The organism is Povalibacter uvarum, assembly GCF_014202975.1.
Lineage (GTDB): Bacteria > Pseudomonadota > Gammaproteobacteria > Steroidobacterales > Steroidobacteraceae > Steroidobacter > Steroidobacter uvarum.
The window spans coordinates 827,605-840,746 of record NZ_JACHHZ010000002.1 but is presented as its reverse complement, the minus strand read 5'-3'; the positions used below and the strand labels follow the sequence as shown (position 1 = coordinate 840,746).

General features: G+C 62.5%; 15 protein-coding genes. All 15 read right to left on the bottom strand.

All coding sequences use genetic code 11. The features are described 5' to 3' along the window. Nucleotides 1-37 precede the first annotated feature (37 nt). Complete coding sequence (locus HNQ60_RS09990; RefSeq protein WP_184331212.1) at nt 38-466, bottom strand: CBS domain-containing protein; 429 nt, start codon at nt 464-466, stop codon at nt 38-40. A gap of 85 nt (nt 467-551) precedes the next feature. Next, nucleotides 552-833 carry a DUF2934 domain-containing protein gene (locus HNQ60_RS09985; RefSeq protein WP_184331210.1) on the bottom strand — a complete coding sequence of 94 codons (282 nt, stop codon included), beginning with the start codon at nt 831-833 and terminating at the stop codon, nt 552-554. Nucleotides 834-1,046: 213 nt separating this feature from the next. Continuing rightward, nucleotides 1,047-1,532 carry a peptidylprolyl isomerase gene (gene slyD, locus HNQ60_RS09980; protein WP_184331208.1) on the bottom strand — a complete coding sequence of 162 codons (486 nt, stop codon included), beginning with the start codon at nt 1,530-1,532 and terminating at the stop codon, nt 1,047-1,049. A 119-nt stretch (nt 1,533-1,651) separates the two neighbouring features. Further along, on the bottom strand, nt 1,652-2,149 hold the full coding sequence (locus HNQ60_RS09975; protein WP_184331206.1) for a hypothetical protein: 498 nt from the start codon (nt 2,147-2,149) through the stop codon (nt 1,652-1,654). Beyond that, nucleotides 2,146-3,981, bottom strand: coding sequence for a glutamine--fructose-6-phosphate transaminase (isomerizing) (gene glmS / locus HNQ60_RS09970; protein WP_184331204.1), 1,836 nt, complete (start codon nt 3,979-3,981; stop codon nt 2,146-2,148). Before glmS ends, HNQ60_RS09975 begins: the two co-directional genes overlap by 4 nt. A 151-nt stretch (nt 3,982-4,132) precedes the next feature. Next, nucleotides 4,133-5,500: a bifunctional UDP-N-acetylglucosamine diphosphorylase/glucosamine-1-phosphate N-acetyltransferase GlmU gene (gene glmU / locus HNQ60_RS09965; protein ID WP_184331202.1), complete on the bottom strand. Its 1,368-nt coding sequence runs from the start codon at nt 5,498-5,500 to the stop codon at nt 4,133-4,135. 200 nt (nt 5,501-5,700) lie between these two features. Beyond that, nucleotides 5,701-6,120, bottom strand: coding sequence for a F0F1 ATP synthase subunit epsilon (locus HNQ60_RS09960; RefSeq protein ID WP_184331200.1), 420 nt, complete (start codon nt 6,118-6,120; stop codon nt 5,701-5,703). 128 nt (nt 6,121-6,248) lie between these two features. Continuing rightward, nucleotides 6,249-7,667: a F0F1 ATP synthase subunit beta gene (atpD, locus tag HNQ60_RS09955; protein ID WP_184331198.1), complete on the bottom strand. Its 1,419-nt coding sequence runs from the start codon at nt 7,665-7,667 to the stop codon at nt 6,249-6,251. Between the two features lie 157 nt (nt 7,668-7,824). Further along, nucleotides 7,825-8,694 carry a F0F1 ATP synthase subunit gamma gene (gene atpG, locus HNQ60_RS09950; protein WP_184331196.1) on the bottom strand — a complete coding sequence of 290 codons (870 nt, stop codon included), beginning with the start codon at nt 8,692-8,694 and terminating at the stop codon, nt 7,825-7,827. A 105-nt stretch (nt 8,695-8,799) separates the two neighbouring features. Further along, a complete protein-coding gene (atpA, locus tag HNQ60_RS09945) occupies nt 8,800-10,341 on the bottom strand; it encodes a F0F1 ATP synthase subunit alpha (RefSeq protein ID WP_184331194.1) in 1,542 nt (513 codons plus the stop codon). Nucleotides 10,342-10,413: 72 nt separating this feature from the next. Continuing rightward, nucleotides 10,414-10,950, bottom strand: a complete 537-nt coding sequence (locus HNQ60_RS09940) for a F0F1 ATP synthase subunit delta (RefSeq protein WP_184331192.1) — start codon at nt 10,948-10,950, stop codon at nt 10,414-10,416. Between the two features lie 15 nt (nt 10,951-10,965). Beyond that, the gene (locus tag HNQ60_RS09935; protein ID WP_184331191.1) at nt 10,966-11,445 is read right to left on the bottom strand and encodes a F0F1 ATP synthase subunit B; all 480 of its coding nucleotides are present in this window, start codon (nt 11,443-11,445) and stop codon (nt 10,966-10,968) included. A gap of 69 nt (nt 11,446-11,514) precedes the next feature. Continuing rightward, nucleotides 11,515-11,757: a F0F1 ATP synthase subunit C gene (atpE, locus tag HNQ60_RS09930; protein WP_184331189.1), complete on the bottom strand. Its 243-nt coding sequence runs from the start codon at nt 11,755-11,757 to the stop codon at nt 11,515-11,517. Between the two features lie 51 nt (nt 11,758-11,808). Further along, on the bottom strand, nt 11,809-12,669 hold the full coding sequence (atpB, locus tag HNQ60_RS09925; RefSeq protein ID WP_407676441.1) for a F0F1 ATP synthase subunit A: 861 nt from the start codon (nt 12,667-12,669) through the stop codon (nt 11,809-11,811). Nucleotides 12,670-12,687: 18 nt separating this feature from the next. After that, complete coding sequence (locus HNQ60_RS09920) at nt 12,688-13,110, bottom strand: ATP synthase subunit I (RefSeq protein ID WP_184331186.1); 423 nt, start codon at nt 13,108-13,110, stop codon at nt 12,688-12,690. Nucleotides 13,111-13,142: the final 32 nt, after the last annotated feature.

Sequence of the window (13,142 nt, the reverse complement as noted above, 5' to 3'; positions counted from 1 at the left end):
GTGTCGCCGCCGATGATTTGGCAACGGGAGGGGGAAGCTAGCTGGCTATGTAGCGCTCCAGGTGGTCGATGGTCTGTTGCTGTTCCTCGATGACGGCCTTGACCAGGTCGCCGATCGAGATCATTCCGACGAGGCCGGTGCGGTCGACCACCGGCAGATGGCGAATGCGCTTCTGCGTCATGATTTCCATGCAGTTGTGCACGGCTTCATCGGGAGAAATCGTCGTCACGGGCGACGTCATGATGTCGCGCACCGGGGTATCGGCGCTTGAACGGCCCATGAGGATCACTTTCCGCGCGTAGTCACGCTCGGACACGATACCGAGCAGCTCCCGGCCACGAACGACCGGAAGTGCGCCGATGTGTCGATCGGCCATGAGCCGGATCGCTTCGAGGACGGGGGTGTCGGGATCGACCGACCAGACGTCCTTGCCTTTCAATGCGAGAAGATAGCTGACGCGCAACATGAGGGACCCTCCTTCGCGAGAGGATTGGCTCAATGCGCGGCGGGCGCAATTTCGGCATCCCGCAGCAGCGGGGGCCGGCGAACGCTCAGCGAGGAAGCTGACCCTGTACGAGCTGCTCTGCCTTCAGCCAGTCGTCGAGCTCATGGCCCGACTCGAAATTGCGCTCTGCAGCAAAGTAGTACGCCGTGGTCGCGATCAACTGGTTGACCTCGTCCGGCGTCGGATGCAGCGCGAGCACCGCGACTTCGGGTTCAGCGACGGGCGTTTTCTTGCGGGCGCGAATCGTCGTCTTGGGTTTGGCCGGTGACTCCGCGGCAGCTTTGCGCGGGGATTTGGCCGTCGAAGGAATGCCAGGGTGACCTTGCATGAAATGCCTCCGGCGAATCGGGAATACCCGCCTGAACAAGCACGGACTGTGCCAGCAGGCCGACCGATTCTAGGCGGCTGCTATGACGGGGAAATGTCGGAAACCTTGGATCGACAGGGCAGCAACGATGACTCTCGTGGTGCAGAGAGACTTGCTGTCGCACGCGTGCGGTGCGATGGAGGCAATGAGAGAGCTCACTGCCTCACGGGTCGATCAGTGGTGATGATGGCCGCCAGGCCCGTGCACATGGCCGTGTTCGAGTTCTTCGGCAGTCGCTTCGCGCACTTCAGTGACCTCGACATCGAAGTTGAGGGTCTGGCCGGCGAGCGCGTGATTCCCATCGACGGTCACCATGTCGCCGACGACTTTGGTCACCGTGACGATGCGGGGACCCGCAGCGGACGGCACCTGGAACTGCATACCCACCTGGACTTTGCCGACGCCCTTGAACGAGCGCAGCGGCACCTGCTGGATCAGCGATTTGTCGAACTCGCCGTAGGCGTCAGCCGGCGCGATCTTTACCTTCAGCTTGTCGCCGGCCTTCTTGCCGAGGAGTTCTTTCTCCAGCCCCGGAATCAGATTGCCGTGACCCTGCAGGTAGCTGAGCGGATCGCTGCCCGCGGACGAGTCGAGGGTCTCGCCCTGGTCGTTCGTGAGCGTGTAGTGAATCGAGACGACGCTGTCTTGTGCGATTTCCATAAAGGACCCAGGAGTAGTGGCAATCGTGCCCGGAGCAAACGGTCGCCCGCGCGGCGGTCGAAGGGGCGGATTATCGCCGAGTCCGTGCTGCGATGGACAGGAAGTTTTCGACTACGGGCTCAGCCGGAAGGCAGTTCCCCGGCACGGACGTTCAGTTTGTCTTCCGGGACTTTGCGCAGGTCGCCGCCGATGCTGGCGCGCATGCCGCAGAAGCTGTTGCAGTTGCCGGAGGAACGGACTCGCAGGACGAGACCATCGAGCTGAAACGAGACTTCACAGTCTCGGTTCTCTTCAAGACCGTAGCCTTCGTAGCCCGGATAGAACCAGTGCTGCTCGTCGTTCCTGAACACATGGACGCTGCCCGTTGGCGATGAGCGCTTCTGCGCGATGCCGAAGACTTCGCATCGGTGCGAACCATCGCAGACGTAGTGGAAATAGAGGCGATCACCCGCGTCGACGATCACCGCGCGATTGACGGCGTTGGATCCGGGACTGATCGGTGCCGACCAGACGCCTCCCAGATCAGTCGCTGCTGCCCATGAGGGCAGCAGGAGAATCCACGGAACCCAGCGCCAGCGCGACATCGCGCGCGAGAGCCAGACGACGCGCGTCGTCACTCCACCGTGACCGACTTGGCGAGGTTGCGCGGCTGATCGACGTCGGTGCCTCGCAGGATCGCGCAGTGATAGGAGAGCAACTGCAACGGGATGCTGTAGACCGCTGCCGCCTGGAAATGACTGACGTGCTTCGGCATCGTGATGATCGTGACGCCGTCGGACGATTGCATGCCAGAGTCGGGATCGGCGAACACGTACAGCTCGCCGCCGCGCGCCCGCACTTCCTGCAGGTTCGACTTCAGCTTCTCGAGCAGGTCGTTGTTCGGAGCAACCGTGATAACGGGCATGTCGGCATCGACGAGCGCGAGCGGTCCGTGCTTGAGCTCACCGGCCGCATAAGCCTCGGCGTGGATGTACGAAATTTCCTTGAGCTTTAGCGCGCCTTCCATCGCGATCGGATGCATCTGGCCGCGGCCGAGGAACAGCGCGTGATGCTTGTCCGCGAATCGCTTTGCAAGTTCCTTGATCGTGGGCTCGAGATGCAGCGTCTTCTCGATGAGGCCAGGAATCTCGATCAGCCGCTGCACCAGGCCGCGCTCGCGTTCCGCGTCCGCACCGTGATGCTTGGCGAGCGCGACGACCAGCATGCCAAGTGCCGTCAGCTGCGTGGTGAAAGCCTTCGTGGATGCGACACCGATTTCCGGGCCGGCACGCGTGAGCAGCACCAGCTCCGATTCGCGCACGAGCGAGCTCTCGGGCACATTGCAGATCGACAGCGATGAGAGATAGCCGGACTGCTTCGCCATGCGCAGCGCCGCGAGCGTGTCGGCGGTTTCGCCCGACTGGGAAATGGTGACGAAAAGCGTGTTCTTCGGCACGACCGGATTGCGATAGCGATACTCGCTCGCGATCTCGACCCAGCAAGGCAGGCGCGCGATCTGTTCGATGTAGTACTTCGCGACCGCACCGGCGTGATAGCTCGTGCCGCAAGCGACGATCTGCACGGCTTCAGTACGACGGAAGATTTCCGTAGCGAGCGGACCGAACGCAGCTTCGAGCAGTTTGCCGCCAGCGACGCGCTCCTCGAGCGTCTGCGCAACGGCGCGAGGCTGCTCGAAGATTTCCTTCAGCATGAAATGCGGATAATCGCCCTTCTCCGCGGCGTCGGCGGAGAGCGCGCTTTCGCGAACTTCGCGATGGGCTGTGTTGCCTTCGGCATCGAGAACGCGCACGTCCTGGCGACGGATCTCCGCAACATCCCCTTCGTCGAGGAAGATGAACTTGCGCGTGACGGGCAACAGTGCGGAGACGTCCGACGCAACGAAATTCTCGTTGTTGCCGACGCCGATGACGACGGGGCATCCGGCACGGGCGAGGATGATTCGATCCGGGCTGTCTTCGGACACCACGGCAAGCGCATATGCGCCTTCGAGTTCGGCCACCGTCGCGCGAACCGCGCGGAAGATGTCGCCGAGCTTCTGCTTGTGGTGATGAATGCGGTGAGCGATGACTTCGGTATCCGTCTCCGAAGTGAACGTGTAGCCGAGACTGGTCAGCTCTTCGCGCAGCTCTTCGTGGTTCTCGATGATGCCGTTGTGCACGATCGCGATGCCGTCGCGCGAGATATGCGGATGAGCGTTGCGCTCCGACGGAACGCCGTGAGTCGCCCATCGCGTATGCGCGATACCGAGTTGCCCGTCGGTCGGCGTTTCGACGATGGCGTCCTGGAGCATCTTGACCTTGCCCACCGTCCGCAGACGGCGCAGGTGCCCGGACGAATTCAGCACGGCAACGCCGGCCGAGTCGTAGCCGCGATACTCGAGCCGTCGCAGGCCCTCGATCAGGATGGGGACGATGTTGCGATCAGCGATGGCGCCGACGATTCCGCACATGGATGAGAACTCAGCTGAAAATTCTGAAAAAAAGGGCCGATTTCGGGGCGTCGCGATTGTACAGGACCCGTCCGTCCCGAATTGCCGGGGCGGTCACATTGCTGCGAACGCGGAAGGCCCCTGGAATCCCGCTCGTAGGGGAAGCGACTTCCTAGGAACCCTTCTTTTCCGGCCGCCGCCAGCCGTCAATCGTGACCTGGCGGGCCCGGGCGAGGGTCAGTTTGCCTTCCGGCGCATCCTTGGTGATCGTCGAGCCGGCCCCGGTATTGGCATTCGCGCCGACCTTGAGCGGAGCGACCAGCATCGAGCCGGACCCGACGAACGCGCCGTCACCGATCTCGGTGCGGTGCTTGTTCACCCCATCGTAATTTACGGTGACCGTTCCGGCCCCGACATTGACCTTCCGTCCGACAGTGGCGTCACCGAGATAGGTCAGGTGATTCGCCTTGCTGCCGGCGCCGATATCGCTCTTCTTCACTTCAACGAAGTTACCGATGTGGACGTCCTCGTGGAGAACGCTCTCCGGACGGATCCGGGCGAACGGACCGATCAGGTTCCGCGGCCCGATCGTCGCGCGGTCCACGACACAGTTCGGATGAATTTCCGTGTCCGCGTCGATCCGGCAATCCTTGAGGTAGTTGTTCGGCCCGATGCGGACGCGATCGCCCAAGGCGACATCGCCGACCATCACGACGTTGACGTCGATGAATACATCGCGGCCCACGGTTACGTTGCCGCGAATATCGATACGCGCAGGATCAGCCAGCGTAACGCCCTGAAGCATCAGCTCAGCGGCACGTTGCGCCCGCAAAGCGCCTTCGAGCTGCGCGAGCTGCACCTTGTCGTTCACACCAAGCACTTCGGTTTCCGACGGCGCGACGACAGCGGCGATCTTCAAGCCTTCGCGCACGGCCATGACGATGACGTCGGTGAGGTAGTACTCGCCCTGCGAATTGTCGTTCCTCAGCGCGGCAAGCCATTTGCGCAGCAATCCCGCGGGCATCGCCATGAGGCCGCTGTTGCCTTCGTTGATCGCGCGCTCCTTCGTGTTCGCATCCTTCTGCTCGACGATGCGAACGACATTGCCCGCGTTGTCGCGCACGATGCGGCCATAGCCGGTCGGGTCAGCGAGGATGACCGTGAGCAGTCCCAGTGATTTTTCGCTGCTGCCATCGAGCAGCTTCTGCAGCGAGTCTTTGCGGATGAGCGGCACGTCCCCATAGAGGATCAGCACTTTGTGATCATCGGGAATCGCCGGCATCGCCTGGGCGACCGCATGACCGGTGCCCAGCTGCTCGGCCTGCAACACCCAGCTCACCGGTTCGTGCTTCAGCTGCTCGCGAACCCGATCGCCCCCGTGGCCATACACGACATGAATCGCGTCCGCGTCAAGCGACTTTGCCGTCTCGAGCACATGCGACAAAAGCGGCCGACCGGCGAGCGGCTGCAGTACCTTCGGCAGGTCGGACTTCATCCGCTTTCCCTGGCCGGCCGCGAGAATGACGATGGAGAGGGGCATGGGGGAACCTTATGGAAGCTGCGAGCGGTGAGCCGGAGTTCGGAGCCGAGGCCGTCGATACGAGAGAGTCGAGTCTAGTAGCGAAGCCGTGGCCTGCAAAGGAAGCTACCGCACAAACGAAAACGCGCCCTTAGGCGCGTTCTCATTCTGGCTCGTTTGCTACCCGCTCGCCGCTCATGGCCGCCAGCGCAGCCGACTCCTCACTGCTTAATCTTGCGCAGCTTGTCGAGCATCTTGAGCTGTGCCGTCGCGCGAACCAGTTCAGCCTGCGCTTTCGCACTGTCGATGACATCGCCGCGGTTGCGGAGGGCTTCTTCGGCACGCTGCTTCGCGCTCAGTGCAGCAGCTTCGTCCAGGTCCCTGGCGCGCAATGCCGTGTCAGCGAGCACCGTGACGACGTGCGGCTGAATCTCGATCGCCCCGCCGGAGACGTAGAAGAACTGCTCTTCGCCCGCCGGCGTCTGCACACGGACTTCGCCCGGCTTGAGCGTCGTCAGCAACGGCGCGTGACGGGGCGCAATACCGATCTCGCCCATGACGGCAGGCGCGAAAACCATCGAGGCTTCGCCCGAGAAGATCTCGCCTTCGGCGCTGACGATGTCGACGTGAATTGTGGCCATAAGGAGAAGGGGTTAACGGTTAGCGGTTAGCGGTTGGCCCAGAAGCAGCGGTAGGTTGGCGGTGGAGATTAGCAGGAACTGTTTCAGTATCCGTTCCGAACTAACCGCTAACCGCCAACCGCTATCCGCTACTGCAGCGTCTTCGCCTTCTCGGTCGCTTCTTCGATCGTGCCGACCATGTAGAACGCCTGCTCCGGCAGGTGATCGTACTCGCCCGACAGGATGCCCTTGAAGCTGCGGATCGTGTCCTTCAGCGGGACGAGCTTGCCGGGGTTGCCCGTGAACACTTCGGCGACATGGAACGGCTGCGACAGGAAGCGCTGGATCTTGCGGGCGCGGGACACGGTGAGCTTGTCCTCTTCCGACAGCTCGTCCATGCCGAGAATCGCGATGATGTCCTGCAGTTCCTTGTAACGCTGCAGCACGGCCTGCACGCCGCGGGCGACGTTGTAGTGCTCTTCGCCGATGACCAGCGGGTCGAGCTGACGGCTGGTGGAATCGAGCGGGTTCACGGCCGGGAAGATACCCAGCGCGGCGATCTGACGATCGAGCACGACGGTCGCGTCGAGGTGGGCGAAGGTCGTTGCCGGCGACGGGTCGGTCAAGTCGTCGGCCGGAACGTAGACGGCCTGGATCGAGGTGATCGAGCCGGTCTTCGTCGAGGTGATGCGCTCCTGCAGCACGCCCATTTCTTCAGCCAGCGTCGGCTGGTAACCCACAGCTGACGGCATACGGCCGAGCAGCGCGGACACTTCGGTGCCGGCCAGCGTGTAACGGTAGATGTTGTCGATGAACAGCAGTACGTCGCGGCCCTTGCCCTGTTCGTTCTTTTCGTCGCGGAAGTATTCGGCCATCGTGAGACCCGTGAGCGCGACGCGCAGGCGGTTGCCCGGCGGCTCGTTCATCTGGCCGTACACCATCGCCACCTTCGACTCCGGCAGGTTCTGCAGGTTGATGACGCCGGCTTCCGACATCTCGTGATAGAAGTCGTTGCCTTCGCGGGTGCGCTCGCCGACGCCGGCGAACACCGACAGACCCGAGTGCGCCTTCGCGATGTTGTTGATCAGCTCGAGCATCGTGACGGTCTTGCCCACGCCTGCGCCGCCGAACAGACCGATCTTGCCGCCCTTCGCGAACGGCACGAGCAGGTCGATGACCTTGATGCCGGTTTCGAGCAGATCCTGGCCGCCGGCCTGTTCGTCGTACGACGGCGCCGGGCGATGGATCGGCCAATGATTTTCGGCGTTGACCGGACCGCGTTCGTCCTGCGGATCGCCGAGGACGTCCATGATGCGGCCGAGGGTCGCCTTGCCGACCGGCACGGAGATCGGAGCGCCCGTGGCCTTCACCTTGAGGCCGCGCTGCAAGCCTTCCGACACGCCCATGGCGATCGTGCGCACGACGCCATCGCCGAGCTGCTGCTGCACTTCGAGCGTCAGACCGCCCTCTTCGAGCTTCAGCGCTTCATACACCTTCGGAATCTGCTCGCGCGGAAATTCCACGTCGATGACAGCGCCGATGATCTGAACAATCTTGCCGGTAGACATTGCGAGTTCCTCGCAGGAGAAGCTGGGAAGCTGTGAGCCACGAGCCGTGAGCTAGAGCCGCTTCCGCACCAATCACTGCACTTTCAATTTGCCCGATAGTGATTTCCGAATTCTTCATCTGGCTCGCAGCTCATCGCTCGCTGCTCGCCTCTCAATCTCAGACTGCCGCCGCGCCGCCCACGATTTCACTGATCTCCTTCGTGATCGAGGCCTGGCGGGCCTTGTTGTAGATCAACTGAAGTTCTTCGATCAGCTTGCCGGCGTTGTCGGTCGCGCTCTGCATCGCCACCATGCGGGCTGCCATTTCGCAGGCGACGTTCTCGACGGCGCCCTGGTAGACCTGCGATTCGATGTAGCGCATCAGCACACCGTCGAGCAGCTCGGCTGCCGACGGCTCATAGATGTAGTCCCACAACTTCTGCAGCTTGTTGTCCTCGGATTCTTCGCCCGCCACCGGCAGGAGCTGACGCACGGTCGGCTTCTGGGTCATGGTGTTGACGAGGACGTTGTTCACGACGAACAGACGATCGAGCTTGCCTTCGCGGTACAGGTCCAGCATGACCTTCACCGTGCCGATGAGGTCCGCCACGTGCGGGCGATCGCCGAGATGCGTCACGGTCGCGAGCGTCTTGACGTTGCTCAGGCGGCGGAAGAAGTTCACGGCCTTCGCACCGATCAGGCAGACCGATACGTCGACACCCTGCTTCTGCCAGTCGCGGATCGCCGCGAGCGTCGTCTTGAACAGGTTGACGTTCAGACCGCCGCACAGACCGCGATCGGTCGAGATGATGATGAAGCCGACCGACTTGGCCGGACGCTCCACCAGGAACGGATGCTTGAAGTCAGGATTCGCGTGCCGCAGATGGCCGATCACGCGACGGATCTTCTCCGAGTACGGACGTGTCGCGCTCATGCGCTCCTGCGCACGACGCATCTTGCTCGCCGCGACCATCTTCATGGCCTTGGTGATTTTCTGCGTGCTCTTGAAGCTCGCGATCTTGATGCGGATTTCTTTGATGCCGGGCATTTTTAAAGTCCAGAAGCGGATAGCGGATAGCGGATGGCGGATGGGTCGAACATCGGAATCTTGTTCTGACTAGTCACTATCCGCTATCCGCCAGTCACTTCGGCCTCAGTAGGTTCCCGTCGTCACAAACTCTTCGCAGAGCTTCTTCAGGCCGGCTTCGACGTCCTTGCTGAGCTCCGGCTTGGCATTGATGCCGTCGATCAACTGCTTGTAGTTGGTCTTGGCGAATGCCTGCAGCGCCGCTTCGAACGCGCCGACCTTCTTCAGCTCGACCTTGTCGAGGAAGCCGTTGTTTACCGCGTAGAGCGACAACGCCATCTCGGCGACGGACATCGGCGAGTACTGCTTCTGCTTCATCAGCTCCGTCGTGCGCTGACCGCGCTCGAGCTGACGGCGGGTCGCTTCGTCGAGGTCCGAGGCGAACTGCGAGAACGCCGCGAGCTCGCGATACTGCGCGAGGGCAAGACGAATACCGCCGCCCAGCTTCTTGATGATGCCGGTCTGTGCGGCACCACCGACGCGCGACACCGAGATGCCCGCGTTCATCGCGGGACGGATACCGGCGTTGAACAGGTCGCCTTCGAGGAAGATCTGACCGTCGGTGATCGAGATCACGTTGGTCGGAACGAACGCCGTGACGTCACCCGCCTGGGTTTCGATGATCGGCAGGCCCGTCAGCGAACCGGTCTTGCCCTTCACGCGGCCGTTGGTCTTCTTCTCGACATACTCTTCGTTCACGCGGGCGGAACGCTCGAGCAGGCGCGAGTGCAGGTAGAACACGTCGCCCGGATACGCTTCGCGACCCGGCGGACGACGCAGCAGCAGGGAGATCTGGCGATACGCCCATGCCTGCTTGGTCAAGTCGTCATAGATGATGAGGGCGTCTTCGCCCTGGTCCATGAAGTACTCACCCATCGTGCAGCCCGCGTAAGGCGCGAGGTACTGCAGCGAGGCAGGCGTCGAAGCGGATGCGGCCACGATGATCGTGTGCTTCATCGCATCGTGTTCTTCGAGCTTGCGCACGACGTTGGCGATCGACGACTGCTTCTGGCCGATCGCGACGTAGATGCACTTAATGCCCGACGCCTTCTGATTGATGATCGTGTCGATGGCGAGCGCGGTCTTGCCGGTCTGGCGGTCACCGATGATCAGCTCGCGCTGGCCGCGGCCGACAGGGACCATGGCGTCGACGGCCTTGTACCCCGTCTGCACCGGCTGGCTGACCGACTTGCGGAACACGACGCCCGGGGCGACGCGTTCGATCGGAGCCTTCTGGGTCGCGGCGATCGGGCCCTTGCCGTCGATCGGATTACCCAGCGAGTCCACGACGCGGCCGAGCAGCGCTTCGCCGACCGGCACTTCGAGAATGCGGCCGGTGGTCTTCACCGTTGCGCCTTCAGCGATGTGCTTGTATTCGCCGAGGACGACGGCGCCGACGGAATCCTGTTCGAGATTCAGTGCGAGGCCCGTGCTGCCGCCGGGGAATTCAAGCATTTCGCCGTACTTCACGTCGGCGAGGCCATGGATGCGCACGATACCGTCCGTGACCGTGACGACGGTACCGACGTTGCGCTCTTCGGTCGCACTCGAGAACTTCTCGATGCGCGCCTTGATCAGATCGCTGATTTCAGATGCCTTGATGGACATTACTGCTGCTCCGGTCCGCTACCTTGATGAAGGTCCGGCCCGCGCCGTCCCTCCTGAATTCGTTTCTCTCTGCTACTGAGCGATGCTCGAGGCCAGGCGGTCGAGTCCCGCCTTCAGCGAGCCGTCGATCACCAGGTCGCCCGAACGCACGATCGCGCCGGCGATCAGCGAAGGATCGACATCGCAATGCAACCGCACTTCACGCTTCATGCGCTTGCGCAGCGCCTGGGCGAGGCGGTCACGCTGGACGTCGCTGAGGGCAACCGCCGACGTGATCTGCACATCGGCGATGTTCTCGACTTCGGCGCGCAGCGTTTCGTAGATCGCCGCGATTTCCGGCAGGAACCCCAACCGGCGGTTCTGCGCCAGCGTGTCGAGGAAATTCCTGCCGTGCTCGTCGAGCGCTCCACCTGCGATCTCGCCGATCAGATCGACGAGCTGCGCGGGTGTGACACGCGGGCTCGACAGCAACCGCGCGACCTGCGGATCGGCGACTACCGCCGAAGCCTTTCCAAGCAGGTCGGACCATTTCGCGAAAGCCTTCTGGTCCTGCGCGTACCCGAAGGCGGCGCGGGCGTAAGGCCGGGCGATTGTGACTTTCTCAGCCATCGATGCTCCGGTGCGTCAGCCGCGTTCGATTTCGAGCGCCAGCTTGTCGAGCAGGTCCGCATGGGCGCGGGCATCGATCTCCCGGCCGAGGAGCTTGCTCGCACCGCTGACAGCGATCGCCGCGACTTCCTTGCTCAACTGGGCGCGAGCCCGGTTGGAGTCGAGCACGACCTGTTCACGCGCATCGGCGATGAGGCGCTGGCCTTCCGCGAGGGCGGTGCCGCGCGCTTCCTCGACGAGCTCGTTCGAGCGGCGGTTTGCCTGCTCGACGATCTTGCCCGCCTGGGCGTGCGCTTCCTTCAGCACCTGCGTCGCGTTCGCTTTCGCTTCGGCGAGACTCTTGTCCGCCTTTTCGGCGGACGCGAGACCGTCGGCGATCTTCTTGCGGCGCTCATCGATGGCCGTGATCAACGGCGGCCAGATGAACTTCATCGTCACCCAGGACAGGACGAAGAACACGGCCAGCTGCACGAACAGTGTTGCGTTCAGATTCATGGAAGTAACTGCCTACGCTTCGAATCGATCTGCGGTCAGCGCGCACGCGGTGCGGCGCGCCGAATGACTTCAGCTCGCGAACGGATTGGCAGTCGCGAACCACAGAGCGATACCGACGCCGATGATGAAGGACGCGTCGATCAGGCCGAGGAGCAGGAAGACCTTGGTCTGCAGCACGTTCATGAGCTCGGGCTGACGGGCCGACGATTCGATGTACTTGGCAGCCATGATGCCGACGCCAATGCACGCGCCCAGCGCGCCGATGCCGATGATCAAACCGCAAGCCAGGGCGACAAATGCTACGTCTGTCATGAGAGTTCTCCGGAAAAAACCAACCAAACGACCAGTGATGAAACGAAACCCTTAGTGATGCTCGTGCGCCTGGCCGATGTAGACCAGCGCCAGCATCATGAAAATGAACGCCTGCAGCAGCACGATCAGGATGTGGAAGAGCGCCCACACCGAGCCCATGACCAGATGCATTGCGATACCGAGCACGGTGGCGGTGCCGCCAAGACCGGCGATGAGGAAGAAGATGAGCTCGCCGGCGTACATGTTGCCGAACAAGCGCATGCCGTGTGAGAAGGTGGCGCCGACGTACTCGATGATCGTGAAGAGGATGTTCACGACCGCGAGCAGCAGAAAGCCGACCCAGGTCAGCGGATTGGCCGACAGCTTGACGTTGCCGAACGGGGCCGTGATCCACTGGTGCGCGAAGCCGCCGACACCCTTGATCTTGATGTTGTAGTAGAAGACCAGCAGCAGCACACCGATCGCGATGCCGAACGTGCCGTTGAGGTCCGCGGTCGGCAGCGGCCGCAGGTAATCGATGTGGAAAACGTTGTGCGCGATCCAGGGCAGCAGGTCGACCGGGAGCAGGTCGATGGCGTTCATCAGGGCGACCCAGACGAACACCGAAAGCGCCAGCGGCGCGATGTACGTGAGCTTGCCGTGAACCATTCCCTTGGCCTGTTCCTCGACGAACTCGACCAGCATTTCCACGAACGCCTGGAAACGGCCGGGCACACCCGCGGTTGAGCGGCGCGCGGCGAGGTAGAACGGGATCAGGAACAGCAGACCGCAGAGAATCGAGAAGAAGATCGTGTCGAGATGCAGGACGTTGATGTCGAAGAGGGCGCCCTGAACCTGGTTCGAGAGATAGGTCAGGTGATGGGAAATGTATTCCGACATGCCGCCGGATTCGTGTCCGCCCTCACTTGCGATCGACAGCTTCAGCATGATTTACCCTTTTCCCCGATCCGCCGAACCGCTTGCGGCCGGCTTGCGCTGCGAGAGTCCGAAAGCCAGCCATACCCAGTACGCCAGCAGCGCCACGAACAAACCTGCAATCAACCCCAGGGGCACGAGCACCCTGGAACGAAACGCGATCACGAGCAGGCCGATCGTGAACGCCATCTTCAACAGCCAGGCCGTCACGAATGTCAGCGCGCTCAGGCTCGCGCCTCGATTCAGACTGTGGCGGTAGAGCGTGAACGCCATGTAGGCCGTCCACACACTCGCGATACCGCCGCCCGCCAGCACCGACCATCCGGCCCGCGCGCCAAAAATGACGCCGCTCACCAGGGCCGCTGCGGCAATCCATGCGAGCTGCCACCACAGGATCTTCAGCGACTGCCCGGCGGTGCGACCTAGAGAATTGCTCACGACTTGGTCATCGGCCCATTTTTTGGGCCCAT

What these genes read in the sequence shown, in the direction of transcription:
- HNQ60_RS09990 (WP_184331212.1), bottom strand. Translation starts at nt 466, where the DNA reads ATGTTGCGCGTCAGCTATCTTCTCGCATTGAAAGGCAAGGACGTCTGG.
- HNQ60_RS09985 (WP_184331210.1), bottom strand. Translation starts at nt 833, where the DNA reads ATGCAAGGTCACCCTGGCATTCCTTCGACGGCCAAATCCCCGCGCAAA.
- slyD (WP_184331208.1), bottom strand. Translation starts at nt 1,532, where the DNA reads ATGGAAATCGCACAAGACAGCGTCGTCTCGATTCACTACACGCTCACG.
- glmS (WP_184331204.1), bottom strand. Translation starts at nt 3,981, where the DNA reads ATGTGCGGAATCGTCGGCGCCATCGCTGATCGCAACATCGTCCCCATC.
- glmU (WP_184331202.1), bottom strand. Translation starts at nt 5,500, where the DNA reads ATGCCCCTCTCCATCGTCATTCTCGCGGCCGGCCAGGGAAAGCGGATG.
- HNQ60_RS09960 (WP_184331200.1), bottom strand. Translation starts at nt 6,120, where the DNA reads ATGGCCACAATTCACGTCGACATCGTCAGCGCCGAAGGCGAGATCTTC.
- atpD (WP_184331198.1), bottom strand. Translation starts at nt 7,667, where the DNA reads ATGTCTACCGGCAAGATTGTTCAGATCATCGGCGCTGTCATCGACGTG.
- atpG (WP_184331196.1), bottom strand. Translation starts at nt 8,694, where the DNA reads ATGCCCGGCATCAAAGAAATCCGCATCAAGATCGCGAGCTTCAAGAGC.
- atpA (WP_184331194.1), bottom strand. Translation starts at nt 10,341, where the DNA reads ATGTCCATCAAGGCATCTGAAATCAGCGATCTGATCAAGGCGCGCATC.
- HNQ60_RS09940 (WP_184331192.1), bottom strand. Translation starts at nt 10,950, where the DNA reads ATGGCTGAGAAAGTCACAATCGCCCGGCCTTACGCCCGCGCCGCCTTC.
- HNQ60_RS09935 (WP_184331191.1), bottom strand. Translation starts at nt 11,445, where the DNA reads ATGAATCTGAACGCAACACTGTTCGTGCAGCTGGCCGTGTTCTTCGTC.
- atpE (WP_184331189.1), bottom strand. Translation starts at nt 11,757, where the DNA reads ATGACAGACGTAGCATTTGTCGCCCTGGCTTGCGGTTTGATCATCGGC.